The organism is Adlercreutzia sp. ZJ176 (assembly GCF_011038975.1).
Classification (GTDB): domain Bacteria; phylum Actinomycetota; class Coriobacteriia; order Coriobacteriales; family Eggerthellaceae; genus CAAEEV01.
The window spans coordinates 62,776-89,042 of the sequence record NZ_JAAKEC010000003.1 but is presented as its reverse complement, the minus strand read 5'-3'; the positions used below and the strand labels follow the sequence as shown (position 1 = coordinate 89,042).

General features: G+C 63.2%; 16 protein-coding genes. 13 read left to right on the top strand and 3 right to left on the bottom strand.

Annotated features, from left to right (window positions below):
• The first annotated feature begins 22 nt into the window (after positions 1-22).
• From G7Y50_RS02225 to G7Y50_RS02185, 9 genes are all read left to right on the top strand, one after another.
• The gene (locus tag G7Y50_RS02225) at positions 23-367 is read left to right on the top strand and encodes an HIRAN domain-containing protein (RefSeq protein WP_165048715.1); all 345 of its coding nucleotides are present in this window, start codon (positions 23-25) and stop codon (positions 365-367) included.
• A complete protein-coding gene (locus G7Y50_RS02220) occupies positions 360-1,355 on the top strand; it encodes a tetratricopeptide repeat protein (RefSeq protein WP_165048726.1) in 996 nt (331 codons plus the stop codon). Before G7Y50_RS02225 ends, G7Y50_RS02220 begins: the two co-directional genes overlap by 8 nt.
• Before the next feature lie 142 nt (positions 1,356-1,497).
• Positions 1,498-4,425, top strand: a complete 2,928-nt coding sequence (locus G7Y50_RS02215; RefSeq protein WP_165048734.1) for a PD-(D/E)XK nuclease family protein — start codon at positions 1,498-1,500, stop codon at positions 4,423-4,425.
• Complete coding sequence (locus G7Y50_RS02210) at positions 4,422-8,171, top strand: UvrD-helicase domain-containing protein (protein WP_165048760.1); 3,750 nt, start codon at positions 4,422-4,424, stop codon at positions 8,169-8,171. The genes G7Y50_RS02215 and G7Y50_RS02210 overlap by 4 nt, the downstream gene beginning before the upstream one ends.
• Positions 8,168-9,703, top strand: coding sequence for a DUF2779 domain-containing protein (locus G7Y50_RS02205; RefSeq protein WP_165048767.1), 1,536 nt, complete (start codon positions 8,168-8,170; stop codon positions 9,701-9,703). Before G7Y50_RS02210 ends, G7Y50_RS02205 begins: the two co-directional genes overlap by 4 nt.
• Positions 9,704-9,850: 147 nt before the next feature.
• Entirely contained in the window at positions 9,851-11,599 is a 1,749-nt protein-coding gene (locus G7Y50_RS02200; RefSeq protein ID WP_165048773.1) for a hypothetical protein, read from the top strand.
• Between the two features lie 14 nt (positions 11,600-11,613).
• Positions 11,614-13,032 (top strand): hypothetical protein, encoded by a 1,419-nt coding sequence (locus G7Y50_RS02195; protein WP_165048782.1) that lies wholly within the window; start codon positions 11,614-11,616, stop codon positions 13,030-13,032.
• A 10-nt stretch (positions 13,033-13,042) separates the two neighbouring features.
• Complete coding sequence (locus G7Y50_RS02190) at positions 13,043-18,112, top strand: DEAD/DEAH box helicase (protein ID WP_165048811.1); 5,070 nt, start codon at positions 13,043-13,045, stop codon at positions 18,110-18,112.
• Between the two features lie 12 nt (positions 18,113-18,124).
• Positions 18,125-19,855 (top strand): nuclease-related domain-containing DEAD/DEAH box helicase, encoded by a 1,731-nt coding sequence (locus G7Y50_RS02185; protein WP_165048823.1) that lies wholly within the window; start codon positions 18,125-18,127, stop codon positions 19,853-19,855.
• Positions 19,856-19,930: 75 nt separating this feature from the next.
• Here the strand turns inward: G7Y50_RS02185 and brnA are convergent, their stop codons facing one another.
• Entirely contained in the window at positions 19,931-20,179 is a 249-nt protein-coding gene (brnA, locus tag G7Y50_RS02180; protein WP_165048832.1) for a type II toxin-antitoxin system BrnA family antitoxin, read from the bottom strand.
• Positions 20,160-20,429 (bottom strand): BrnT family toxin, encoded by a 270-nt coding sequence (locus tag G7Y50_RS02175; protein WP_206214732.1) that lies wholly within the window; start codon positions 20,427-20,429, stop codon positions 20,160-20,162. The genes brnA and G7Y50_RS02175 overlap by 20 nt, the downstream gene beginning before the upstream one ends.
• 239 nt (positions 20,430-20,668) lie before the next feature.
• Between G7Y50_RS02175 and G7Y50_RS02170 the strand changes: the two genes are divergently transcribed.
• On the top strand, positions 20,669-21,190 hold the full coding sequence (locus tag G7Y50_RS02170) for an HD domain-containing protein (RefSeq protein WP_165048843.1): 522 nt from the start codon (positions 20,669-20,671) through the stop codon (positions 21,188-21,190).
• A 112-nt stretch (positions 21,191-21,302) separates the two neighbouring features.
• On the opposite strand, the gene G7Y50_RS02165 is transcribed toward G7Y50_RS02170, so the two are convergent.
• A complete protein-coding gene (locus G7Y50_RS02165; RefSeq protein ID WP_165048850.1) occupies positions 21,303-22,274 on the bottom strand; it encodes a LysR family transcriptional regulator in 972 nt (323 codons plus the stop codon).
• A gap of 154 nt (positions 22,275-22,428) precedes the next feature.
• Here G7Y50_RS02165 and G7Y50_RS02160 point away from each other — a divergent pair, with 154 nt between their 5' ends.
• From G7Y50_RS02160 to G7Y50_RS02150, 3 genes are all read left to right on the top strand, one after another.
• Positions 22,429-24,609, top strand: coding sequence for a molybdopterin-dependent oxidoreductase (locus G7Y50_RS02160; RefSeq protein ID WP_165048877.1), 2,181 nt, complete (start codon positions 22,429-22,431; stop codon positions 24,607-24,609).
• Complete coding sequence (locus G7Y50_RS02155; protein WP_165048890.1) at positions 24,609-24,944, top strand: hypothetical protein; 336 nt, start codon at positions 24,609-24,611, stop codon at positions 24,942-24,944. Before G7Y50_RS02160 ends, G7Y50_RS02155 begins: the two co-directional genes overlap by 1 nt.
• Before the next feature lie 279 nt (positions 24,945-25,223).
• Complete coding sequence (locus G7Y50_RS02150) at positions 25,224-26,249, top strand: DUF5662 family protein (protein WP_165048900.1); 1,026 nt, start codon at positions 25,224-25,226, stop codon at positions 26,247-26,249.
• Positions 26,250-26,267 lie beyond the last annotated feature (18 nt).

Below are 26,267 nucleotides of genomic sequence, written 5' to 3'. Positions count from 1 at the left end.
ACGCAGCGGAAAGGAAGCAGCCATGGTCACCACTCTCGCACCCGCGCGCACCGCGCGCGCCCTATGCCTGGTCAAAGGCACGACGGTGGCAGGAACACGCCACGTGGCGGGCGTGAGGGACCTGGTGGGCGGCTTGCAGGCGGGAACGCGCCTCGCCTTCGAGCGCGACCGCGACAACCTCTACGACGAGTGGGCGGTGCGCGTGCTCGACGGCGCGCGCAACCGCATCGGGTACGTCTCGTGCGAGTGCAACGAGGTGGTGGCGCGCCTGATGGACGGCGGGAAGCACGTGTTCGGCGTGTTCGAGGGCGCAAGCCAGGTCGAGAGCTGGACGCGCGTGGAGATAGGGGTGTATCTCGATGACTAACGCTGCTGCCTGCACGCTGGCACCCTATGCGGTGCAGCCCTACCGCGCCCGCCGCGCGAGCCACTTGAGCGCCTCCGAGCGCCTCTCGGCGGCGGTGTTCGGCTCGCCGAGCGCGCGACGCGCCAACGGCGGTGCGGAGGCGAGCTTCACGCCGCGCGCCTTGCGCACGAAGGCGTGGCGTGCCCGCCGCGCGAGCACGCCGGTGTTTGAGGTGGACCGCAAGGGCGCCGAGGCGTCCGAGCGCCTCCCGCGCATCTGGGTGACCGAGCCCGCCTTCGACGAGCGGACGGGCGCGTATCTGGGGCGCGCGTACGTGGGCGTGTACCCCTGCGACGCTGACCGCGGCGGCTGGCGTGCGCTTGAGCTGGCCGAACGCTACTGCGGCGAGGCCCGCGGGTACGAGGGCGCCGCGGCTGAGGCCTTGCGCACGGAGTGCTTCCGCGCGGCGGAGATCCTGTACCTGCACGCGGCGCAGCGCGGCAACGTGGAGGCGTGCGCGAAGCTCGGCCTGCTGTACTTGGGCGATCTGCGTGACGCCGCGCGCTGGAAGGGGCTGCTCGAGCAGCGCGCCCGCCACGCGGCCTGCGCCGCGCCGGAGGAGCGCGCGTTCGCGTGGCTTATGCAGGCGGCGCTGCGCGGGCACGCCGAGGCGTGCTGCGCCCTCGGGGACCTGCTGGTCGAAGGCCGCGGCTGCGCGGTTGACCTGCCGCGCGCCTACCGGTTCTACCGCCGCGCGTTCGACGTGTCCGCGCACAAGGGAGATCTGGCGCTCGCGCAGGCAGGCGCGGCGGCGCTGCGCCTGGCGCGCTGCCACGAGCTCGGCCGCGGATGCGCGCACGGCTTCGACGTGGCGCTCTCGTGGTACCGCATGGCGGCCGACCTGCTCGGCCAGGCGGTGGAGGACGGCAGCTGGCGCTACAAGCGGCAGCTGCACGAGGCGAGGACGGGCGTTCGTCGCATGCGCCAGGAGATCAGCGGGGCGTACTGAGCGCCATGCCGGGCGGCGCCGCGCCAGGCGCGGGCGCGGGTGTGCGAGTTGGATGACGGGTCGCCGTCAGCGCGCGTCGGGCGGCGCCGCGCCGGCAAACCACTATAATGGCGAGGCGTGATCGTTGAGTGAGGAGGGCTTCGTGGTAGAGCTTTGCGCGCGGGTTTACCTGCATCCCAGCTTTGACGCCGCCCTGGCGGCGCGCAAGTCGTGCGCTCACGCGGAGGATGCGTGCTCTCTAGGAGCCACTTTCACCACGCCTGAGGCGTTCGTCGCCGACCTGTGGGAGGTCTGGGGCGATGCGCGCCGCATCGTGAGCGCGCAGGAGCGGCTCGTGGCGGTGCGCGCCGCGCTCGCGCGGCAGGACGCGTTCGCGCGCACGCTGGGCACCGCGCGCCTGATCGCGCGGTTCATCGGGCGCTCTGCAGGGACGCACGAGCTCGACGAGGCGCTTCGCGGCACGTTTTCGGGCGAGGACGTCACGCCGCACGAGCGCGCCGTGCTCGACCTCGTGCGCGCGTACCAGGCAGCGCTCGATGCGCGCGGGCTTGTGGAGATGGGCCAGGCGGCGCGCGTGCTGAGCGATGCGCTGGGCGGCGAGCTGGGCGACGGGTTGGGCGCGGCCGGCATGGCGTATCGCATCACGTGCGCGCCCGGACTCGACATGGCTCCCGCCGTGGAGCGGCTGCTGGCGGCGCTGGGATGGGAGCGCGAGGAGCGTGCGCCGTTTTCCATCCCCGCGCTCGACGAGGGGGTTGAGCCCGGGCTGCTCATCCCCGCCGGTGCCACGGCCACGCCCGCGGCCCTGCTCGACGAGATCATGTGCCTCGTAGGCAGAGCTGACGGGGGAGCGGGGGAGGATGGCGCGGACCCCGTCGCCGCGTTGCCAGGCGAAGCGGATGCCGCCACCGTCGGCGCGAAGGAGGGTGACGCTGTGGCGCCCCGCGTGCTCGACGTGGTGGTGTGCGCGCCTGACCCGCGCGACCTCTACCGTGCGCTCTCGCCGCACCTGGCGGAGGCGGGGATCGCATGCGGCCTTGAGTGCCGCGTCCCGTTCGGCGCCACGGCGCTCGGGCACGCCTGGGCGAGCGCGCGCGCGCTGGTCGAGGACGACGCGCGCTGGATCGCGGCGGCCACCGACTTCGCCTACGGGGCGTTCTCGGGCATGCGCGCCTTCGAGGCCCAGCGGCTCAACGCGGAGCTGCGCAGAGACCGCCTGCTCACCTGCGCTGACGCGCGGGAGCGCCTGCGCGCGGCCTCGCCTTCCTTCGCGCATTTCGAGGCGCTCGCGTGTGGCGGCTCCGAGGAGGCCCGCTGCGCGCTCGACGCCATCGAGGCGCTTGCGAAGGAGGCGGGGGGAAGCTCGCCGCTTGCTCGCCCCGAGGAGCGCGGCGCGTTGGCGGCCTTACGAGGCCTGCTTGAGACGGCGCGCAGCCTCGCTGCGGGGGACGCGTTCTCTGACGTGGTGCGCGACGTGGCCCCCACGCTGAGCGTGCCCCTCTCGACGCTCGCGACCGCCGCGCCGGGAAGTGCGGGCGAACAGCGGCAGCGCGACGGCCAGCAGGCCGTGCCTCCGCAGTCCGTCCAGGCCGTGTCTCCGTCCTTTGCCCAACCCGCGTCCGTGCGCTTCACGGGCCTGCCGACGCCGGGCTCGCTCGCGCCGAAGAGCGCCGACGCGGTCATCCTCGCCGACGTGACGGACGCGAGCTTCCCCGCCGCGCCGGGCGCAGGCGCGCTCGATGTGCTCGCCTGCAAGCTCGGCCTGCCAGGTGCGCCTGACCCGCTTGACGGTCAGCGCCGCGCGTTCGCGGCGGCCTCCTCGGCGGCGCGCAGGCGTTTCACCTGCGTGCTGCCGCTGCGCAACGAGGCGCAGGAGGAGACGTACCCCGCCTTCGCGTTTGACGAGTACGTCGAGGCGCTTGCTGCCGCCCGCGGGGGCGGCGGCGAGCCGGTCGAAGAGGGCAACGCCACGCTCCCGGGCTTTCTCGCGCGTGCCGCGTGCCGCTTCGGCGAGGACGTGCTTGCGCGCGGCATGGGGCGCGCGTTCGCCGCGCCTGCGGGCGCGGTCGAGCTTGCCCCTGCGCATCGCGGCGTGCTCGCGACGCTTGACCTGGCCGAGCACCTGCCCTCAGCCGTCGAGTGCACGCGCCGTCTGCCCGTGCTCTCGCCCTCGGCCATCGAGGCGTACCTGGGCTGCCCGTACCAGTGGTTCGTCACGCGCCGCATCCGCCTGAACGAGCTCGACGAGGGGTTCGGCGCGCTTGAGACGGGCTCGTTCGCGCACGCGGTCCTCGCCGCGTTCTACGACGCGCTCGCCGCGCGCGGCTGCGCGCGCGTGCCGGCCGACGCCGCGGGCTGGCAGGAGGCGAGCGCCCTGTTCGACGAGGTGTTCGACGCGCAGGTCGCCGCGCAGCCCGCGCAGGACCCCGCGGCCTCCTCGCGCCTCGTTGCGCGCACCGAGGCCGAGGCGCTTGCGGTCGAGCGCCTGCGCGAGGTTCTGCGCGAGAGCGTGCGCCGGCAGGCGCGCTTCGCGCCGACCTATGCGGTTTGCGCCCATGAGCTCGAGATCAAGCCCGACCAGGGCGTCGACTACGCGGGCGCGCGCCTGAACGGCCGGGTTGACCGCGTCGACGTCGACGCGGCGGCGGGCCGCTACCTCGTGCTCGACTACAAGGGCTCGTCGGAGAGGCACGCGGCGGGCTTTCCCGACGACGCCGACCCGGCGGCCTTCGCGCTGCCGCGCAAGGTGCAGGCGCTCGTCTACGCCCAGGCGCTGCGCGGGCGCTTCGACGGCCTGGCGTGCGCCGGCGCGCTCTACCTCGGCTACCGCGCGAGGTCGGACGGCGCGTTCGCGGCGGGGTCGTTCGACGAGGCAGCCCTTGACCTGGGAGGGTTCGGGAAGGACTCCTCGTGCGTGCACATGAGCTTCGCCCGCTTCCTCGACCTGGTGGAGGAGAAGATCGCCCCGCACGTGCGCGCGCTCATGGAGGGGCGCATCGAGGCCGACCCCGCCTCCAAGGAGGCGTGCGCGTACTGCCCCGTCGCATCCTGTGAGAGGAGGCTCTCGTGAACCTTGATCGCTGCACGCCCGGCCAGCGTGAGATCGTGACCACGCTCGACGCGCCGCTTCTGGTGGCCGCGGGCGCCGGCTCGGGAAAGACCTTCACCCTCACGCAGCGCGTCGTGCATGCGCTCGCGCCGGCGCAGGGGCGCGCGCCTTACCTCGACTCGATCGACCAGGTGCTCGCCATCACGTTCACCAAGAAGGCGGCGAGCGAGCTCAAAGGGCGCATCAAGGCGCTGCTCGTGAGCGAGGGTCTGCGCGACCAGGCGCTCGCCGTGGACGGCGCGTGGATCTCCACCATCCACGGCATGGCCGCGCGCATCCTGCGCGAGCACGCGCTCGAGCTCGGGCTCGACCCGGCGTTCGAGGTCCTGCCCGAAGCCGACGCCGAGCTTCTGCGCACGCAGGCGGTCGACGCGGTGGTGCGCCGCGCGCGGGAGTCGTCCGACCCGCTCGTGCGCGATCTTCTGGCAAGCGGCCTGCCGCTTTCCGACGAGGGGCGGGGCCCGAGCGCCACGAGCCAGGCGCTGCGCGTGCTGAGCCGCGTGGAGGCCATGCCCGAGGGGTTCGACGGGATAGCCCTGGCAAGGCCGCAGGCGCGCCCCGCCGACCTCATGCGCGCTCTCTACGAGCTCGGGCAGGACTTCCGCGCGACCGCCGCGGCGTGGGCGAAGCCGACGAAGACCGAATCGCAGGCGCTCGATGCGCTCGAGCGCGCCCTCGAAGGCGCCGAGGCGTGGCTTGAAGACGCGCCATCTGCGGCGTTCGATGACCCCGCCTTCGACGCGGAGGCGTTCCGCCGCGCGTTCTACGCGTTCCCGCCCACGTCGCCCCAGTTCCACGCGAAGAAGGACGACGCCGGCTTCTTCGCGAGCTACCGCAGCGAGTACGCGCGCCTGAGCGAGGAGGCCGAGGCGTGCTGCGCGTATCGGGCCGCGCGCGCCCTCGTGGGCTTCGCCCGCCTGATATCCGACGAGTTCGCCCGGCTCAAGGGGCCGTCGCGGCTCGACAACGCCGATCTGCTCGCGCAGTGCGCCCGCGCGCTCGTCACGCGCCCGGCGCTCGCGGAGCGCTACCGCCGCCAGTTCAAGCTCATCATGGTCGACGAGTTCCAGGACACCGACAAGCTGCAGGTCGCCCTCATCAGCGCGCTCGCCGCGCCGGGGCTCGCGAACGTGTGCACGGTCGGCGACGCCCAGCAGAGCATCTACCGCTTCCGCGGGGCGGACGTGAACGTGTTCTTCGCGTATCGCGACAGCCTGCGCCATAAGAGCCCGGACGTGCGGTTCGTGTCGCTGCCGGACAACTTCCGCAGCCACGCCGACGTGCTCAAGCTCGTCGACGTGGTGTTCGCGCAGCAGCGCGTGTTCGGGCGCGAGTTCCTGCACCTCGAGCCGCGCGGGGCGGTAAACGCCGCAGCTGACCCCGTCTTCGCCGACCAGCCGCGCATCAGCTTCGACTTCGTGCACTACAAGGGCTCGACGTCGAAGGCGCGGGGCGTCTCGAAGGCCGAGGCGGTCGTCGTGGCGGCGCGCCACGTGGCGCAGCACTTCGCGCGCCTGCGCGAGCGCGGGGCGCATGCAGGCGACATGGCACTTCTGCTCGGCAGCATGGGCAACGCGGGCGTGTACGCGCGCGAGCTGCGCCGCGCCGGCCTCGAGAGCGTGATCGCGGGCGGGTCGGTGTTCTCGTCCTCGCAGGAGGCCCAGCTCGTCGCCAGCCTGCTGCGCGTCGCGGTCAACGGGGGCGACGAGCCGGCGCTGTTCTCCGTGCTCACCTCACCGCTGTTCGCCCTCACCGACGACGTGCTGCTCGCGCTCGCCACCGCGCGCGACGAGGCGGGGGAGGCGTGCCCGCGCGCGCTTTCGCGCGGCTTCGCCGATGCGCACGAGGGCGCGGTTTCAGGCCTTGCGCCTGCCGACGAGCAGGCGCTCGGGATGGCGCGCGAGCATCTCGGGCGGTTCGCGGCGCGGGCGCGCAAGGGAGGCGTCGCCGAGGCGCTGCGCCGGCTCTTCGCGGAGACGGGCCTGCTCGACCGCCTGGAGGAGGCGGGCGCGCCCGGCCTGGCCGCGGCGGGGAACCTCGCCAAGGCGCTCAGTCTGGTGCGCGGCTTCGAGGACGCGTGCTCGGGCGCATCGTCGGTCTGCCTCGCGTACGCCGACCACCTGCGCTGCGCGAAGGAGGCGCCCGGCGCGCTCGCCACGGTCGAGTCGGACTTCGTGCGCATCATGACGGTGCACGCCTCGAAGGGCCTCGAGTTCCCGCACGTGGCCATCGCTGAGCTGGGGTCGGGCGTCGCGTCGCGCTCGTCGCTCGTGGTGGAGAACGTCGGGCAGCGCACCTACGTCGCCGCAAGCGCGCCGGCCGCGGGGGAGTGCGAGAAGGCCATCACGAAGCTGCGCGGCTTCGAGCGCGAAGACGCGCTCTGCGAGGACGCCGCGGCGGCGCGCACGCCCGGGGAGCTCTACGCCGCGCTCTCCGCCTACGCGCGCTCCCAGTCGCTCGCCGAGGCGCAGCGGCTGCTCTACGTGGCGCTCACGCGCGCGAGCCGCTCGCTGCTCCTGAGCGGCGTGTTCGGGTCGAAGCCGCAGGACGGCTACGAGAAGGCGGGCATCTACGGCGACCTGCACGCGGCGCTCGGGTGGGACGTCGAGTCCGAGAGGTCGGTCAGCATGGTCGACTACGGGGGCAGCGCGCCCGCCCGCGTGGCACTCGAGTATCTCACCGCGCCTGACGGAGGAGAAGCCCCTGGTGGGGAAGGCGCACCTGCGGGCGAGGACGCTCCCGCCGGCAAGAATGCGCCTGCGGGCGGGGACGCTGCGGACGGGGGTGTTGCCGGAAGCACGCCGGTCGCGCCTGTCGGCGACGGCACCTCTGTAGGCGAGGAGGGCGCGAGGTCCGCGGTCTTCCGCGTGCCCGAGCGCCCGGCGCCGCGCATGCCCTCTGCCGCGTCCCATGCGTTCGGGCGCGAGGACGTGCGCTCCTACTCCTCGCTCGAGCACGACCCGCTGCCCTGGGAGCTGCTCGGCGGCGCCGCGCAGCTCGGGGAGGCGCCCGCCGCACCTGCCCTGTCCGCCACCACGCCTGCTGCGCAGGGCGATCCCGCGTCGGCTGCATCCGCCGCCACGCCTGTCGCGCAGGACGTCGCCGCCTGCGCGGCGGAGGACGACGACGCCACGGCCCTCGGCACGGCGTTTCACCGCCTCGCGCAGCGCATGGTGCTCGAGGCGGCGGCTCGCCCGGCGCCGCGCGTGCTCGAGAAGCCCGCGCCCGAAGTCGTGCGCGCGCAGGCGCAGCGCGCAGGCCTCACCCCCGACCAGACAAGCCGCCTCGACGAGGCGCTCGACCTCTGGGTGGGAAGCGACGTGGCGCGCGCGTTCGGCAGCTGCGCTCAGATCGCCGCCGAGGTCCCGTTCATAGTCGAGGTCGGGCCCGCAGGCGCGCCTCCGCTCTACCTCGAGGGCGCCCTCGACGCGCTCGCGCTCGACGATGCGGGGCGCGCGCTCGTCGTCGACTACAAGACGGGCGGCTCGCCGGCCGAGACGGACGCGTTCGTGCGCGCGAAGCACGAGCTGCAGGCCCAGTGCTACGCGTACGCCCTGCTCAAGGAAGGGCTCTCTGAGGTTGAGGCGTGCTTCGTGCGCGTGGAGCACCGCAGCGGATACAACCCTGCGCAGCCGCAGGTGGCAGCCTACCGCTTCGACGCGTCGGACGTCGAAGCACTCGAAGACGTCATAAGGAAGCATGCATGAACCTCTCGAAGTCCCGCTACACGCGCGGCGTCCAGTGCCCGAAGATGCTCTGGATGGAAGCGCACCTGCCCGAGCAGTTCGACGAAACGGTGTTGAACCAAGCTGTGCTCGCCACGGGAAACGAGGTGGGCGACCTCGCCATGGGCTACTACGGCCGCTTCACGGAGATCCCCTTCGACGCGCACGACTTCGCGGGTATGGCGCGCCTCACGCGCGAGCTCATGGAGGCGGGCGAGCCCGTGATCTGCGAAGCCACCTTCGAGAGCGACGGCAACCTGTGCATGGTGGACATCCTGCTCAACGAGCCTGATGGCGTGCGCCTCGTGGAGGTGAAGTCCTCCACGCACCTCCACGACATCTACCTGCATGACATGGCCTACCAGTGCTGGCTGCTGGACCGGTGCGGGTACGCGGTGAAGAGCGCTGGTCTCATGCACGTGAACAGCTCTTACGTGCGTGAGGGAGAGCTTGACCTGCACGGACTCTTCACGGTGGAGGACTGCACCGAGGTGGTGCTCGGCTTGCGGGATCAGGTGGGAAAGCGCGTGGCCTTCCTCAAGGAGGTGGCGGACGATCCCGCCGAGCCCGGGGAGGCGGGCGCGCTCTCCCAGGCGCTCGGCATGGAGCCCGGCGCACGTGGCTGCTGCTCCATCGGCCCGCACTGCACAAGTCCCTACCCGTGCGGCTACCGGCGGTGGTGCTGGCGCTACGTGCCGCATCCGAGCGTGTTCGACCTGGGCGGCTACGGGCTCGTCAAGGCGTTCAAGCTCGTCGACCAGGGGCTCATCACGTTCGACGACGTGGCGGCCTCGGGCCTGCGCCTCAAGGCGATCCCGCAGCGCCAGATCGAGGCACATCGTACGGGAAGGAGCCCGCTTGTCGACGTGGCGTTCGTGCGCAGGTTTCTCGCCGAGCTCACGCCGCCGCTGTACTTCCTCGACTTCGAGACGTACCAGCCTGCCGTGCCGCCCTTCGACGGCGTGCGCCCCTACCAGCAGATCCCCACGCAGTTCTCGCTGCACGTCGTGAGCGACGCGGAGGGCGCCTTCGAGCATCGCGAGTTCCTCGCGCGCGAGGGGACCGACCCGCGCCGCGCAGTGGCCGAGGCGCTCGTGCGCGCCATCCCGCGCGACGCGCGCACCGTGGCCTACAACATGAGCTTCGAGCGCATGGTGCTCAAGGACCTCGCCAGCCAGTTCCCCGACCTCGCCGCTCACCTGCTCGCCATCCGCGAGAACATGCGTGACCTCATGGTCCCCTTCCGCAACGGGGCGTACTACGCGGCGGCGCAGGGCGGCTCGTTCTCGATTAAGTCCGTGCTCCCAGCGCTCTTCCCGGACGACCCGGAGCTCGACTACCACGCCCTCGACGGCGTGCACAACGGAGCGCAGGCGTCGGCGGCGTTCACCGACCTGGTGCGCATGCCGCCTGAGGAGGCTGCCCGCACCCGGGAGGCGCTCCTGCGCTACTGCGAGCTCGACACGCTCGCCATGGTGCGCATCTGGCAGAAGCTCCAAGAGGCCGTCGCGTAGCGACAAAGCTCCAAGGGGCTATCCTTTCGTGCTACGAAAATATGTTGCGCAATGCTATGTGAAAATGTTCATTTAAAATACATAGATACTCATTATGAATGGGGAGGGCTGTTTGCTTGGCTGCATATCTAGGTTAGGACTCGGATTATGTACGAGGTCGAAAAGCTTGAGGGAATAATCAACGGCATCGACTTGGATCGAGAGATCAACGAAAAGGAGATCGCGCGGCTTCGTTTGTGGGCGGATAGAAATCGTGACGTGGCAATCGAGCCGCGTGAGGTTGAGCTGGTCAGGATTGTGGACGAGGTTCTGGAGGATGGGTTTCTCACTGAGCAGGAGAAAGAAGAGCTGTTTTTCGCGTGCGCGAGTTGCGAAAGTTTGTCCCATGTCGAACCTCGGCTTCTCAAGCTTGCTGGCATAGTAGATGGATTACTTTGTGATGGCGTGGTCAATGAAAAAGAGGTGCACGCGCTTCGCGCATGGCTTGAGGACGGTCGAGATCTCAAAGGCATTGAAGCATATGATTTCGTCGAGGAGCAGGTAAGCGCTGTTTTGGAAGACGGCGTCTACACACCTGATGAGGCAAGGGGGCTGTTCAGTGTCCTCTCCAAGCGGTTGAGGTATGTGAGATACCGGTATGCAGTTGAGCATCTCAAGAAAAAAGTGCGACGGGGAGAGCTCATAGGGCTTGACCTCATCAATGCGCTGAACGGCGATTGCTCGATCGAGAGGGTGCACCTTGAGGCCGAACGTCAGCTTAATTCTGCGTTGAGGTCGTTTACCGGTATCGTGAAGGACAAGGAGATAGTCTTTATATCTCTCGTACTCATCGGTCTCTGCGAATATGACTCTGCGTTTTATGAAGGAGTGGAGAAGGCCTATCCGAGTCTTTATCAGAATTACTCGGATGCCAAGGTTGAGAGCCTCATCAGAGACGTCTTGAGTCATTTTCAGACGCAGCAGGGCGAATACAGCGAGAGCCGGTATATCAACGTTGCCTTGCGCAACGCAATTGTGCCGCAGTACTATCTTCCGGCCTTTTTTGATTTTGTTTTCGACATCTATGATTTGAATTTGGGCTGCAGGCTCTCTGCTGATCCAAAGGAGGATTTTCGGTTCGCCTTCGAGGGTCTGCACGAGAAGTTGCTTGATGGCGGGGATGACCTAGAGGTCGAGGTTACGAAGAGGACCTACAGGCTCGTTCGCTCCACCAAGGATGTCATCGCCAACGAGGATACGCTTGATGAGGCCGTAGCTCTGAGCGTGATGGTGGCTCGGATAATCGACGGTCATATGAGGGGGTTCGATGTTCGGCCCCATAATCCCTATTTTCGGTATGGGTACGAGAGGTGGGCGTCTTCGATATCGGGGAAGAACGCCCGTCGAGCGCGTGCTAAGGGGCGTTTCGCAGGGAGCTCGCGATGGGAGCCGCGTTTCACATTAAAGGAGAACATAGTTCACCTTGCGCCGCCCGAGCACCTTGTCGGGGATTGCTATGACTATCGGGATCTTGGGGCGTGTGTTCTTCTGGGTGATGATCGCATTATACCTGTGCCGATGGAAATCAGATCGATTATCGGCGGCTATCGGTTAATCATTGACGAGTTTCCCCTCGACGATCCGCTGGGAAACGTTCGCTATCGTATTACGGCAAAAGCGGACGTTCTGTTCGATAGCGCATGCAAGCTTCGGAGACCCCTGCTCGTCTTTGACCTTGACGGAAACGAGGTGAAGAACAACACCGATTATGATGGGACTGTCATCGTGTGCTATCGCGGCGAGACGAAGGATCTGCAGCCGTATTATCAATGCGATGGCTACGCTTTGGCGACTTATGATGCGAAGATCGGCGACGCGCTGACAGTTGGCGATGAAGTGTTCACTTCGTCAAAGTAACAAAGCCGGGGATAATGGGCGTTCTTGCGGATTCCTGTGTGGTTGAGGCGTCCGGAGGGGCCAATATACCGGTTTACACGGATGTGAGCCTTTATGTGTTCGAGTCAGACGATGCTGTCGAGAACTTCGAGATCAACATTTCGGGGAAGTCGCTTCGCCTAGACGACTTTGAATATACCGTAGTAAAGCGCCGAGGATTTAGGAAGTACATTATCGATATGGGACATCTCAGTCCCGGCGTGCATGACTTGTGCGTGTTCGAGTTATCGGACTCGTCAAAAAAGAAGCTTCTGCCCGAGATGTTTGTATATGACCCTGAATTGAGTATAAAACAAAGCGGTAGCATGGAAGACGAGGGGCTCGTGTCGGTTGTAATGAAGAGTTCCTTGTTCAGCGCTCCCTCTCGTGCAGAAATTGCTTTGGAGGGGTTCAGCGAGATGCGTGTCGACTTTATGAGTCGTGGAAGAAGGTATACATACAAGATCGCCCTCGATCTTGATCTCTATCGGATAGACGAGCGCTCGTGGCGCTGCTTCTCCAAGGAGATTTGGATCGGTGACGTTGCTAACCGGGGAAAGCTGGAATTATACAATGCGAACTATGACGGCATCAACGTTGTCGACGGTCGCGGACGGCTAGTCGATCAGCTGAGCTGCCGATCAGCTCATTCGTTTCATCAGGCGATTGAAATCGGCAGCTTGCTTTCCTATAAGACCGGTAACGACTTCGTCGTGTTGCGTCCCGTCAAAGGCTCCCGACAGGTTGGGCGGATCGTCGTTCGCAACAAGAGCTGCATGAAGCCAGATGATGTCGGTTTTGCGTTCGATGCCGTCAATCGAAAGCTGTGTATCGGATGGCGCTATATGGGTCAGGGCGACGTTGCTCTCGTTGCCAAGGATAGTGAGGGCCGTGAGTTCTATCGGAGCGATCGGCTCGACAGCGAAGGGGAGCTCAACATACTTGGAGTAATGCCTTTCGAGAGGTATACGTTCTCATTTGTCGAGCGGGCTCGTGGGCTGATGCTCGGCAGGGAAAGAACCATGTGCGAGGTAACCCGAATATTTTTTTCTTGGGAGGGTCTTCCTGGTCGTGCATTCAGACTGAAGACAGCTCATTTCATGCAGTACCGGCGAGACCATTTCGTTCCCCGGAGCACGCTGCTTGAGCATGATTATGTCATGTTTGAAAGACAGATCGACAACGACAAATTCGTAGGATACATCTATCGTCAAAAGGGAAGGATGAAGAATCCGCTAAACATCGGACTCGTGGACATTGAGATCTGCGGCTGCGCGTCTGATGGGCTCCCGAAGCTCTTTATCACGAAGGATGGAGACGGGCTGCTCCTCGACAAAGACGAAACTGGCGTTCTTGATTCGCTAACGAACCCGAGCGCGTTTGTCGTTACCTATTTTACGTCTGCCGAGCATTAGGAGATATGCCATGGAGAAGAGAAGCCCCATTGATCGCTCTCGCTACATCAACGAGCATTATAAGGAGTACATCCGCTCCTCATTCAAGTTTGGTAGTGAGCGCCTCCAAAGGCTCTTTGAGGATCAGCTGGAAAGCGAAGATCTGTTTAAGGGCCCGTTTCTTGACTTGGGTTTGCCCTTTGAGAGGGGAAAGACGCTGCGCGGACTCATCGAAGAGGGGATTGTGTCGGATCTTTTTCTCTCGCTCGAAGGAGTGGATCTCGACCGACCTCTCTACGCGCATCAAGAGAAAAGCGTTCGCCGTATATGCTCTGGTCGAAATGCCATCATCACGACAGGTACGGGATCAGGCAAAACAGAATCGTTTCTCTATCCGATCCTCAATGAGCTGATGCGTGAAATCGAGGGCGGAAACACGGAGACGGGTATTCGTGCTTTGTTCCTGTATCCTATGAATGCCCTGGTAAACGACCAGGTTTCTCGTGTGCGCGAGATTGTGCGAGCCTTTCCGCAAATCACCTTTGGCTTCTTTACGGGAGACACGCCGGAGAAGCCGAGCAAGAGCCATCGTGAGAGATACAAGAGGGGGATGGGCGCGGAGGTGCCGTCCAACGAGATCCTCTCTCGCGAGGAGATAAGAAACAATCCCCCTCATCTTTTGTTCACGAACTTCTCGATGCTTGAATATCTCTTAATCAGGCCAAACGACTATGCGATATTTTCTCCTGAGCGCTTAGCAAACTGGAAGTTCGTTGTTCTGGACGAAGCTCACTCCTATAACGGCACGCTTGGCATTGAAATCTCCTATCTCATGCGTCGTCTCACGGCCATGGCCGAGAAGAAGCCACGATTCATCCTCAGCAGCGCGACACTGGGCGAGAAAGGAACGAGCGAAGAAGGCATCGTGAGCTTCGCGGACAAGCTCACATCCTCTCGGTTCAGTGAAGATGACATCATCTTTGCCGAGAGGGTTCCCTTCAAGACACCCCAGTCACCCCTTGTCCTCACAGGTGATGATTACATCTCAATGCGCCGCGATCGCGAGGCGATACGCGATGTTGGTTTGCGGCTCGGCGTCACCGTTGGAGAGCGTGACCTCAGGGGAATCCTGTATGATCTACTGTCGAGCGATGAGAGCGTCTACCGGGTCTACGATGCTTTGCGGCTGGGAAGCAGGAACATACAGGAGGTCGTCGAATGCCTGCCGAGCTTGAATGAGGCTCAGATAACGGCTCTGATCGACTTGATTAACATCGCCCAGCGCAATGGGATCGAATTGTTTAGCTTGAAGTATCACTCCTTCGCGAGGCCCTTGGCGGGGGCTTTCGTGTCCCTAGGCAAACGCTCCTCGCTTAGTCTCATCAAGACAAACCAGATTGAAGAAGACAAGGCGTTCGAGGTTGGCAACTGCCGTTATTGCAGCGCGCCGTACCTCATCGGGAGGATGTGTCAGATAGACGGCAGCGGGATTGTCTATTTGCTTCAAAACGATGAGGTGGATATTTATGAGAACTATGGCGACAACTCTAATATGAAGGTCGACTATTTCTTGCTAGAAAAGACTGTCGAGGAGCAGGAGGTGGACGTCGAGTCTCTTGAGAAGCACGTCATTTGCTCAAGATGTGGAGCAATTCGTCCTGCCGATAGCCTTACGGCATTGTGGTGTACATGCGCAGAAGCTGATGAGGTCGTCGCGTATCGTGTCCGGCAAAGCAAAGACGATGCGAGTGCCACGAGGCACAACAACATTGGCATGTGCCCGTGCTGTGGTCGGTCGCGTAATGCGGGCGTTGTCAAGAATCTCAGCCTCGGCAAAGATGAGTCAACTGCCATTCTCGCTCAGATGCTCTTAGAATCGATGGACCACTCGGAGTCTACGAAGAAGAAGCGAAGGCTCTTGCTCAGCTTGAAAAAGAGCGAGAGAGACAAAGCCGAGGATAACAACCAGGCGGTGAAGCAGTTTCTCGCGTTCTCTGACAGTAGATCACAGGCAAGCTACTTCGCGATGTACTTCGACGCGAATAACTCTCGCATCCTAAGAAAGAGACTTATCTGGCGAGTCTTGGAAGACAATGGCTATCGCGAGATGCCTGTTGAGGAGCTTGAGGCGACACTTCAGTCGCTCATAGAGAACGACAACCTCTTCGACAACGGCCTCACTCCTTTCAAAAACGCGTGGATAGCCATTCTGTCTGAGTTGCTGAAGATCGACGGACAGAACAGCTGCGAGGGAAACGGCTTGTATCACTTTGAGGTCAACCTGTCTCCCATCCTCGATGAGGTGGATGACGAGTCGGTTTCAGAGGTCTTTGGCCAGTATGGCTTCACCACCAAAGAAGATTTGGCGAGGATTCTTCAAGCGGTTTATAGAACGTTCTCCGTCGATACGAGCATGGCGGGCCTCTCATTTGAAGAGCGAGCGGAGCATCTGCCATATCGCGATGCACTCAGCGCCGTCAGGCTCAAAGGATCGAAGGCCGTGAAGGGCGTGCGTAGTTTCCTTCCCGTCAAGGGTAAGGAAAACCTGCTCGTTTGGTATGTTGAGCGGGTATTCGGATGCAACTCCGATGAGGCGTGCAATATTCTTGAGATGCTATTTAATCTTGGGGTAGAAAGTGGGCTCTTTACTCGCGATGCAAAAAGCGATGGCTACCGCATTGCGGCCAAACAATACGTCTTGAAGAACTATCGCAATATGAGTTACTACCGGTGTTCGAAATGTGGGCGCATTACCCCGCATAACCTGCATGATGTGTGCGTTGCGAACAAGTGCGACGGCACTTTGAAGCTCATTGATCCCGATGTTGAGCTTGCGGAGAGCTACTACCGGAATCAGTACAAGACGAAGCGCATTGAGCGGCTCGTGGTGCAGGAGCATACCGCGCAGATCGACAAGGAAACGGCGAAGCGGTACCAGAACGACTTCAAGAGCAAGCGCATCAACGTACTCAGCTGCTCAACGACTTTTGAGATGGGCATTGACATTGGCAGCTTGGAGACAGTGTTTCTGCGCAATGTTCCGCCGACACCCGCGAACTATGTTCAGCGCGCTGGACGTGCCGGGAGAAGGGCTGACAGCTCAGCGTTTGTTCTGACGTACTGCGGCGCAGTGTCCCATGACTATACCTACTTCGCTGCACCAGAGAAGATGATATCAGGCGCCATAAAGCCACCCTATTTCGATGTTCTCAATCGGAAGATCATCGTACGCCACTTGATGGCGGCGTGCCTGGGGTTCTTCTTTCGCGAGAATCCGGGTTATTTCGAGTCGGTGCACAGCTTGGTCTTTGACGGGGGCATTGACGCGTTTAAGCACTACCTTAGCGAGAAGCCTCCGGCGCTTGTCGACTATTTGGACAAGAGAGTAATTCCAGAGCGGGAGTATGCTTCGTTTCACAATTTGAGGTGGTTTGATGAGGTGAAGGGCAACGACGAGAAGCTCCAACATTTTGAGGCCTCAATCCTCCAGCTTGACAAGGAATATGATGCTGCCCAGAAGCGTGCGGCGCGCGAGAAGGACTATAACTTGGCGGCGTGTTTCAAGTCGCAGATTGATTCTCTTCATGATCGGAAGGTCATCAACGCGCTTTCGGAATACTGTGTTATTCCGAAGTACGGTTTCCCCATCGACGTGGTCGGCCTTGTCGTTTACGATAAGGGCAGACCAGCTAGGGGTCAGGATGACAAGCTTAGTCGCGATCTGAAGATAGCCATATCTGAATATGCTCCTGGCTCGGAGATCGTTGTCGACAAGAAGAAATATGTGTCGCAATATGTCTCCTTGCCAAGAGGGGGGATAGCAAAGCTGCCGCGCCAGTATTACTGCACGTGTCCAAAATGCGAGAAGGTGAGCATTTCTCCGACTGCTGGGTCCTTGAACACGTGTCAGCATTGTGGTACCGAGATGAAGAAGGGCAAGAAAAACTACTTCTATGAGCCGGTGTTTGGGTTTAAAGCCAGCGAGACGAAAAAAGATGCTCTTCTCAAGCCAAAGCGATCCTATGCGGGTGAAGTGACCTACATCAAGAGGAGCGACGAGGAAGGCTTAACTCTTGCTATCGAGGGGGTGCTGTCAGTTGAGACATCCTCAAATGACGTGTTGCTTGTGATGAACCGCTCATCCTTTTTCCTCTGCAAGGAATGCGGGTACGGGGAAGTGGCCGATCCGTTCTCCGGGGTTCCCAAGAAGGAAGAAAAACACAAGGACTGTCGCGGCTTCGACTGCAAGAACGCTTCGCTGGATCGCGCCTATCTTGGCCATCGGTTCCAAACTGACGTTGCGCGCATCCGCATACCGGCGCTGTCCTTGTCGGTCGAGAGGGCGAAGCCCAAGGCGCTGTCGTTCATGTACGCGATGCTGGAAGGCGTCTGTGAGGCGCTTGAGATTGAGCGGACCAATGTGAGCGCGCTTCTTGAGATGAGCTTGAAGACCGATAGTTACGACATTCTTATGTACGATGACGTTCCCGGCGGCGCTGGTCTGGTGAAGAGGCTAACGGACAAGGAAGCTGTTATCTCCTCGCTCCAGGCAGCTTTGCGGAAAGTGTCGCAAAGCTGCTGTGACGAGGATACGTCGTGCTATAACTGTCTGCGCAGCTACTACAACCAAGCGCATCATGCCTCGTTGCGCCGCCGATATGCTAAAGAGCTCATCGAGGGCATCCTTCCTGCCGTTGAACGGGGGTGTGCGTGCGTTGAGATCAGCACTCCTGCGGAAGCGCGGGAGCCGCTTCGCGTAATTGAGGGCGGAGCAGACTGGGGGTCCTGCAGTTTCCGCGAGGCTTGTGAGAGGTCTATTCGTCCGGCTTCGAGTGACAAGTGGGCTTCGCTTGCAATGAAGCTCGGCGAGATCGGTGATAGGGAGACTGAGGTGCCAGGTGTTGACATTGAGGTGGGCGATGGCTCTGGGAAGTCCGCTTTTGCTTCTCTCGCGTGGGCTGATGCTGCGGTGATGGTGCTCAGTGAGGACGACGCGCGCAGTTTCGACGAGGAACTCGGCGAAGGATGGAGCCAAGGCTGCGGGTGGAAGGTGTTCATTGCGGGGGAGTGTACTGCCGAAGAAATAATCACGAGCTTGTGAGAAGGGCTGGCCATGGCGCGCATGATACCGAGCTTCGGTCCCGGTGAATTCGATGAGAGAAGCAGGGAGGGCGAGATCTACGAGGCTCTCGCGAGGGGTCTTGATGACGAGTATCTCGTCATCCACTCGCTTAAGCAGTCGCGGGTGAAAAACAACAAGGTGGAGGAGTCGGAGGCTGACTTCGTCGTGTTTCACAGAAAGCTCGGGATTCTTGTCATTGAGGTGAAGGCAGGTCGGGTCAGATGCGATGGCGGTGAGTGGGTGTACGCCGACGGCAGGCCCATGAAGCACCGGGGCCCATATTATCAGGCTGAGCAGAACAAGTGGATGCTATCTGACCGCTTCGATGAGATGGGCTTGAGTCATCTGAAGAAGCGATGTAAGTTCGTTCACGCCGTGTGGTTTCCGAGTCTGTCGTCATGTGATCTTGATGATCTTCGCTATGATATGAACTCATGCAGAGGGTTGACTTTCAGTCGGTCTGATCTGGGTGATCCGCAGCGTCCTATCAACAGGGTTTTCTCCCTCAGGGTCAGGGACGAGGGTGACATCGTCACGCGTCTGTCTGACGAAGAGGTCGGGTTGATTCTCGATAAGGTTCTTTGTCCAACCTTCAACATCGTCCCAACGGGCATGATGGATTACGGTTACAGCGAGTTCGTCTTTGCGCGCCTGCTCGATTCGCAGGCGCGTGTGCTCGGATTTCTGCAGGACCAGAAGATTGCGGTAATCGCCGGTGCTGCCGGTACAGGCAAGACGCTAATCGCCATAGAGCGCGCAAAGCAAGCAGCGCGGAGCGGTAAGGTCTTGTTTCTGTGCTTCAATGCGCTTATTGCGGAGGACATTAAACGCCGATGCGCAAAGGTGCCGCGCATCGAGGTGCGGACTATCGCCAGCTTCGCCTGTCGTTTCTGTGATACGCCCGTGCCGGACTACTATGTCCTCAGCGAGATGTTGAGCGATCATCCCGAGCGATTCGTCTACGACCACGTTGTCATAGACGAAGGACAAGACTTTGGGCTCAAAGACATCGAAGAGGCGGGGTTTTTAAGCTACTTGCTCGACGTGGTGAGAAGTAAGGACGCCACGCTCTATATGTTCTACGACAGGCGGCAGTTCGTCCAAGGTACGAACATGCCGGAATTTATCAATGAAGCCGACTGCAAGCTTACCCTCTATGTGAACTGCCGCAACACTGAAAGTATTGCCAGATGCTCGTTGCGATCTCTCAGAGAGGAATTCGTTCCGAGTGAGGAGCGTCGAACGAAGACGGGCAGACCGCCTCTTATGCGTGTATCAACTGACGTGTCTAACCTCGAGTCTTTCGTGGATGAGCAGATAGACGCGTTGGTACGGTCTGGACTGGAAGACATCGTTGTCTTGACATGCTCGACCATTGATAAGTCTCGCTTTGATCGCTGCTTCAGCAGGAAGAGCAAGACGTTTCGCTGGAAAAACACTGGCGTGAAGGTATACACACATAGACAATTCAAAGGAATGGAAGCTCAGGCTGTCATCCTCATTGATGTCGACGAGCGTCTGTGGCTTCCTCCGGAGACAGAGTACGGAACTGAGCCTGGTCTCGCTTTCTACACGGCTTCCTCTCGCGCGAAACATGAGCTGCGCATAGCGGCGAGCATGGGTGATGACGGTTGCATAGATGTATTGGAGCGACTGGGCGTTTTGGCGCGAAATAATCCTGTGAAGCGTCTCTGCAAAGCGCTTGGGGCAATTGAGTCGTAGACGTCGGCTTTGCGCTATTCTGCTTGGCCGATTGCCCACTCCATTCGCTTTCCGGTTTTGCCTCCTGCATGCTTGCTAGGCGGGCTTTCCCATGGAGTCAAGGCGCTCTACGATCCACGTCTTGATGATGGCTTGCCGACCTACGCCGATGCGCGCGGCCTCTTTGTCAAGCTCGTTGACGACCCATTGCGGAAAGTCGACGTTGACGCGCTTCACCTCGCAGTTCAAGTGCTCGATTGCTGCGGTGTCGAAGTAGTCGAGCACGTCCGCGCCCTCGTCGAAGAGTCCTTCTAAGTTTGCAGTGTTAACGTTTACGGCGCTCATAAAGCCTGACCTCCTCTTCATGTGACCGACGAACGGATATGATCCTCACGGCGTCTCCCCGATTGGTTGCGATGGCGGTCCAATGCTTGCCGCTGATCATGCCGACGACCAGATAGCGCGGTTCGCCCCGATCCTTTGCCGGTAAGCGGATCGCATCATCGTCTTTCCACAGTGCTTGTGCCTCAAGGAAGCTCATGCCGTGCTTCTCGATGTTGGTGGCGTTCTTCTTCGGATCGAACACGAATAGCATTATACGCTCCTCCAATATACTGATTCAATATAACTGAGGTATGAAAATGCTATTAAAAGGGAAGCAACATAGGACATCACCGCTTTTCGAAGAGGAGGCTGTCCCGTGAGGTTAGGATTGTTCCAACCGAAATTGATGTTACCACAATTATATAAAACATATGTTCTTATTTCAATACGGAAACCAAGAAAACCTCATCGTGCTACCATCAAGGGAAAAGGCAGGAAGGAGCTCGGTCTATGATAAGCACGGCATTGACGGCGGCTGCGGCGGGGATTGCCCGGCGCGCGCACGAGGGGCAGCTCGACAAGGCGGGCGAGCCCTACATCAACCATCCGCTGCACGTGGCGGAGGCTATGGACACCGAAGAGGAGACGTGCGTGGCGCTTCTGCACGACGTGCTCGAGGACTCCGGCTTCACGGCCGAAGACCTGCGCGCGGCAGGCATGCCCGAGAGCGTGATCGCGGCGGTCGAGCTGCTCACGCATGACGAGCGCGTGGACTATCTGGACTACGTGCGCGGGGTGCGGAAGAACCCCGTGGCCGTCAAGGTGAAGCGCGCCGACCTCGAGCACAACCTCGACCCCAAGCGCCTGAAGCGCCGCCTCACCGCGGTGGACATGAAGCGCCGCGCGCGCTACCTCGAGGCGCTCGCCATCCTCGACGGCAAGGGCGAGGCTGCAGCGCCAACGGCTCCCGCAGCTCCCGCAGCGCCAACGGCTCTCGCAGCTCCCGCAGCTCCCAAGCCGCCAACGCGCTAGCGTTTCCAGCGCGTCTCCACCTCGCATCTAAGCCGCATTCTGGAGCATCCGTGTGTCGTCAGTCGGGCGTTTCGCCTGTTTCGCGTCGAGCCTCGGCCAGCCAGCTCGCACGTCACCCCAGCGGGCTCACGCAGGTCAGGCGGCGGTCTCGAAGGTAGTCGGCGTTCTCCGCCTCGAAGCACCGCTTCGCCTCGCGGATCAGGCGGCGCTCGCGCGGCGAGGGAGGCGCGTCGGTGCGGTAGAGGAACCCCACGCGCGTGACGGCCTCCTCGTGGGCGAGCGGCGTGAAGCGCAGATGCAGCGCGCGAAACTCGCTGCTGCGCATGCCGACGTGATACGCGTAGGAGTCGAACAGGCTCATCACCTCGCCCGTTCCCACGTACTCGATGAGCGAGGTGCCGTTCGTCGAGGTCAGGCGTACGTTGGTCAGCGGTGCGTCGGCGAACATGCGGCTCACGAACCGGTCGACGGCGCTGTCGCAGTTGTAGGCCATGGGCACCTTCGCCAAATCGGCGCGGTGCACGGGCCCGCGGGGCTGCAAGGGGAAGCTCTCGTGGCAGATCACGCCGAGCGTGCTGGAGAACAAAGGCTCGAAGGCGAGCGCGCCGCTGCGTGCGAGCTTCGCCATGGTGTCGGGAAACAGGTCCACGAGGTACAGCTCGTCAGACGCGCCGGCTTCCAAGCGCTCGAGCAGGCGGTTCAGCAGCATTTCGCGCGTCTGGGCGCGCTTGGCCAGCTGCGTCCCGCGGATGGGCGCAAGTCCAAGTTGAGACAGGTACGATGTGGTGACCAGCGTCAGGGGGCTCGCGGCCTCGCCTTCGTCAAGCAGGCTGTCGCCGATCTCGGCGGTCAGCGCATCGTATTCGCTCACGATCACGCGTGCGTGCGCGAGGAACGCCTCGCCTTGTGGCGTGAGGCGCGCGCCCTTGCGGCTCCGTGTGACGAGCTTGGCTCCCAGCTCGTTCTCAAGCGAGGTTATGGCGCGGTTGAGTCCCTGTTGCGAGATGAACAGCTCCTCGGCGGCGCGGTTGAAGGACCCCGCCTGGCTCAGGGCGATGAAGTAGCGGAATCCGTCGATGTGCATGAGATCCCCCGTGGTCGACGTGCCTGATGACCTCATTCTACCATGCGTCGCAGCAGCGGTTTGTTGCAGGGCGCGGCAACCATTCGGTTCTATGCCCTGCGCCTCGCGCCCCTCCATAATAGGGGGAGTAGTCCACAACGCGGAAGGGGGAAGCATGGCCATCAAGAAGACCAGAACCCAGTGCACCACCTGCCACGCCCGCTGCGGCGTCTTCGTGTACTCCGAAGGCGACAAGATCCTCAAGGTAGAGGGTGATCCGGGCAATCCGAAGTCGCAGGGCGTGGTGTGCGGCGCGGGCATGTCGCAGCGCGAGGTGCACAACAACACCGAGGGGCGCATCCTGTACCCCATGCGCCGCGTCGGCGAGCGCGGAAGCGGGGAGTGGGAGCGCATCACCTGGGACGAGGCGCTCGACGTCATCGCGAAGGAGTGCGAGCGCATCATCGCCGAGTACGGCCCCGAGGCCATCGTCACCGGCCAGGGCACGGGCCGCACGTCGAACCATTGGCACTGCCGCCTCAACTCGTCGCTGGGCTTGGAGGGCTGGTCGCTCGTGCCCACGCACGTCTGCCTCATGCCCCACATCCTGCCCAACGCCATCTCGCTCGGTATCTTCTCGCCAGCTGACGGCGACATCGCGCAGTCGAAGACCGTCGTGCTGTGGGGGCAGAACCCCGCCATGGAGCGAAGCGGCATGAAGCACATCTTGGCGAACCTGAAGCGCGGTGCGAACCTCATCGTCATTGACACGCGCTTCCATGACATGTCCAAGCACGCTGACGTGGCTCTGCAGCCTCGTCCCGGCACCGACGGCGCGCTTGCGCTCGCCTTCATCCACGAGGTCATCGCGCACGGCTGGTACAGCGAGGAGTGGGTGGAGAACTGGACGCAGGGCTTCGACGAGCTGGCAGCGCGTGTGGAGGATTGGACGTGCGAGCGCGCTGCCGAGGTGTGCGAGCTCGACGCCGACGACATCCGCGAGGCCGCGTGCCTGATGGGCGAGGAGGGCCCCGTGGGCATGATGGTAGGGCTCGGGCCCGGCTGCATGCACACCAACGCCATCCAGAACGGCCGCGCCATCGCCTGCCTGCAGGGCTTGCTCGGCTGGATCGACGTGCCCGGCGGCGTGAACGTGCCGCTGTCGTTCTCGGTGATGCTCGATGACAAGATCACGCTGTGGGACTCGATGAAGGACCCCGGTCGCCCGGAGCTCTTCACCTTCGGCGGCGAGGAGCATCCGCTCTACAAGTCGTTCGGCCGCTCGAACGATCCGCATGCGGTGTTCGAGGCCATCATCACCGGCGAGCCGCGTCCTGTGAAGATGTTCGTTGCCATCGCGAACGACCCGCTTCTGTGCTACGAGAACACGAACCTGACGTACCAAGCCATGACCAGCCCCAATCTCGACCTGGTGGTGGTGAAGGACTTCTACTTCTCGCCGACGGCCCAGCTTGCCGACATTGTGTTGCCGAGCTGCGACTGGTCTGAGCGCTGCACGTACGACGAGGAGCTCGACGGCAACGTGATCCTTGCGTTCGACCAGGCCGTGGCCGCGCCGGGCGAGTGCTGGGACGACTGGAAGTTCTTCCTGGAGTGGGGTCGTCGCATCGACCCCGAGCATTGGTGGTGGAAGGACGAGAAGGAGATGGTGCTCTGGCGCCTGCGCGAGTTCTACGGCTTCGACCTCACGTGGGACGAGTTCCAGGCCGTGCCGGTGCGCTCCACCGAGCCTGGCGGCGGCGCGGGCGAGAAGGTGTACAAGAAGTACGAGCTGGGCATGCTGCGCCCCGACGGCCAGCCTGGGTTCCCCACGCCCTCGGGTAAGATCGAGTTCCTCTGCCCCACGATGGCGGCGTTCGGCTATGACCCTCTGCCTGACTACACGGAGCCCTTCGAGAGCCCCATCAGTCAGCCCGAGCTCGCCGAGGAGTACCCGCTCACGGTGATAACGGGGCATCGCGTGTACTCGTTCTTCCACTCGGCATGGACGAACGTCCCTGCGCAGCGCAAGTTCTACCCCGACCCGTTCGTGGTCATTCATCCCGAGGACGCGCAGACCTACGGCATCACCGACGGCGAGTGGGTCACCATCACTTCGCCGCGTGGCAAGATCATCTCGAAGGCGCAGGTGTCCCGCGAGGTGAAGAAGGGGGTCGTGGCGGTTCCGCGTCCCGGGTGGCGTGACGCGTGCCCCGAGCTCGGGCTTCCGGGCTACGGTTGGGACAAAGCCAACGGCAACATCCTCGTGCCCTCCACGCCCGCTGAGCCGGGATACGGCGCTACGCCGATGCGCTCGTCGCTGTGCAAGATCGAAGCCGGAAGAGGTGATATGTAATGAAGAGCGTTGCCGGATCCAACATCGCCATGATGGTCAACCTCGACGACTGCCTGGGCTGCTTCGGCTGCGAGGCGGCTTGCCGCGAGACGCACCGCTATCCGTACGACGAGGATTGGATGCGCGTGGTGCGCCGCGAGCCCTACCTGGTTGACGGCAAGCTGCGCCAGTACCATCTGGTAGCGCCTGAGCTGGACAAATGCGCTGCCTGCTACGCCGTCGACCCCGACCCGCTGTGCGTGAGGGGCTGCCCCGCAGGTGCGCTTGCCATCGGCGCGCTCGCTGACCTGGCGCAGGAGGCGCAGGGCAAGCACGTGGCCATCTTCTCGGCCTGACGCGTCGAGCGCTCGGCCCGCAGCCTGCGGCCCGCGCTTGCAGCTTGCGGCTCGCGGCTTACGACTTGAGCGCGGGTGCGAGCGGCCCCCTTCGATGACTTCGCTGGCAAGGGCGGGGGCGTGCGCCTGGAGCGCACGCCCCCGCTTTGTGCTACCATCGGCACGGTACGACAGGGCTTCGGATGAGCGGAAGGCGGAGGGTTGCGTCAGGTGACATCACGGGAGGCGGCATCGCACGGGGGGCCGCGCAGGCCGTGCAAGCCGCGCATGAAGGTGGCGGTGAGCGCGTGTCTGCTGGGGCAGGCGTGCCGCTACGACGGCGCCTCCAAGCCATGCGAGGCCGCCCTCGCCCTCCTCGACCGCGATGACGTCGAGGTGATCCCCGTCTGCCCCGAGGTGGCGGGCGGCCTGCCCACGCCGCGCGAGCCGAGCGAGATCACGCACGCGGGCGCGCGCTGGCAGGTGACGGCGCGCGACGGCGCCGACGTCACCGACGCGTTCGTGCGCGGCGCCGAGGCCACGCTCGCGCTCATGCGGCGCGAGGGGTGCCGCATGGCCGTCCTCAAGGCGAAGAGCCCCTCGTGCGGCAGCCGCCAGGTGTACGACGGCACGTTCACCGGCACGCTGCGCCCCGGCTACGGCGTCACCGCGAAGCTTCTGCGCGACCGCAACGTCTTCGTCATCGACGAGGCGGAGCTCCCCCTCCATCTGGGAAAACGCTATGAGCCGCCGCGCGGCACCCTCTCCATGGCGCGCCGGCACCTGCGCACCATCAACGCGCACAAGATCCAGGTCATGCGCCACTGCTTCCGCGTGGGGCTCTACAAGCAGGGCCTCCTCCACGACCTCTCGAAGTACACGCCCACCGAGTTTCGCACGGGCATGCGCTATTACCAGGGCACGCGCAGCCCCAACACCGCCGAGCGCGAGGAGCGCGGCTTCTGCGAGGCGTGGCTTCACCACAAGGGGCGCAACCGCCACCACTACGAGTACTGGACCGACGTGCGCGGCAAGGGCGACGGGCGCATCGTGGGCGCGCCCATGCCCACGCGCTACGTGGTGGAGATGTTCTGCGACCGCGTGGCCGCCTGCAAGGTGTACCAGGGCGACGCCTACACCGACGCGAGCGCGCTCGCGTACTACGAGGAGGGACGCGCCCGCTACACCATGCATCCCGAGACGGCGAACCTGCTCGAGTACATGCTGCACCTGCTCGCCGACCGCGGCGAGGACGAGGCGTTCCGCATCATCCGCGATGACATCGTGCGCGCCCGCTACACGAGCGGCGCCCAGGGGCGCTTCTAAGCGGCGAAGGGGCAAGAT

What these genes read in the sequence shown, in the direction of transcription:
- G7Y50_RS02165 (WP_165048850.1), bottom strand. Translation starts at nt 22,274, where the DNA reads ATGCACATCGACGGATTCCGCTACTTCATCGCCCTGAGCCAGGCGGGG.
- G7Y50_RS02185 (WP_165048823.1), top strand. Translation starts at nt 18,125, where the DNA reads ATGGCGCGCATGATACCGAGCTTCGGTCCCGGTGAATTCGATGAGAGA.
- G7Y50_RS02205 (WP_165048767.1), top strand. Translation starts at nt 8,168, where the DNA reads ATGAACCTCTCGAAGTCCCGCTACACGCGCGGCGTCCAGTGCCCGAAG.
- G7Y50_RS02170 (WP_165048843.1), top strand. Translation starts at nt 20,669, where the DNA reads ATGATAAGCACGGCATTGACGGCGGCTGCGGCGGGGATTGCCCGGCGC.
- G7Y50_RS02225 (WP_165048715.1), top strand. Translation starts at nt 23, where the DNA reads ATGGTCACCACTCTCGCACCCGCGCGCACCGCGCGCGCCCTATGCCTG.
- brnA (WP_165048832.1), bottom strand. Translation starts at nt 20,179, where the DNA reads ATGAGCGCCGTAAACGTTAACACTGCAAACTTAGAAGGACTCTTCGAC.
- G7Y50_RS02200 (WP_165048773.1), top strand. Translation starts at nt 9,851, where the DNA reads ATGTACGAGGTCGAAAAGCTTGAGGGAATAATCAACGGCATCGACTTG.
- G7Y50_RS02160 (WP_165048877.1), top strand. Translation starts at nt 22,429, where the DNA reads ATGGCCATCAAGAAGACCAGAACCCAGTGCACCACCTGCCACGCCCGC.
- G7Y50_RS02155 (WP_165048890.1), top strand. Translation starts at nt 24,609, where the DNA reads ATGAAGAGCGTTGCCGGATCCAACATCGCCATGATGGTCAACCTCGAC.
- G7Y50_RS02190 (WP_165048811.1), top strand. Translation starts at nt 13,043, where the DNA reads ATGGAGAAGAGAAGCCCCATTGATCGCTCTCGCTACATCAACGAGCAT.
- G7Y50_RS02220 (WP_165048726.1), top strand. Translation starts at nt 360, where the DNA reads ATGACTAACGCTGCTGCCTGCACGCTGGCACCCTATGCGGTGCAGCCC.
- G7Y50_RS02175 (WP_206214732.1), bottom strand. Translation starts at nt 20,429, where the DNA reads ATGCTATTCGTGTTCGATCCGAAGAAGAACGCCACCAACATCGAGAAG.
- G7Y50_RS02195 (WP_165048782.1), top strand. Translation starts at nt 11,614, where the DNA reads ATGGGCGTTCTTGCGGATTCCTGTGTGGTTGAGGCGTCCGGAGGGGCC.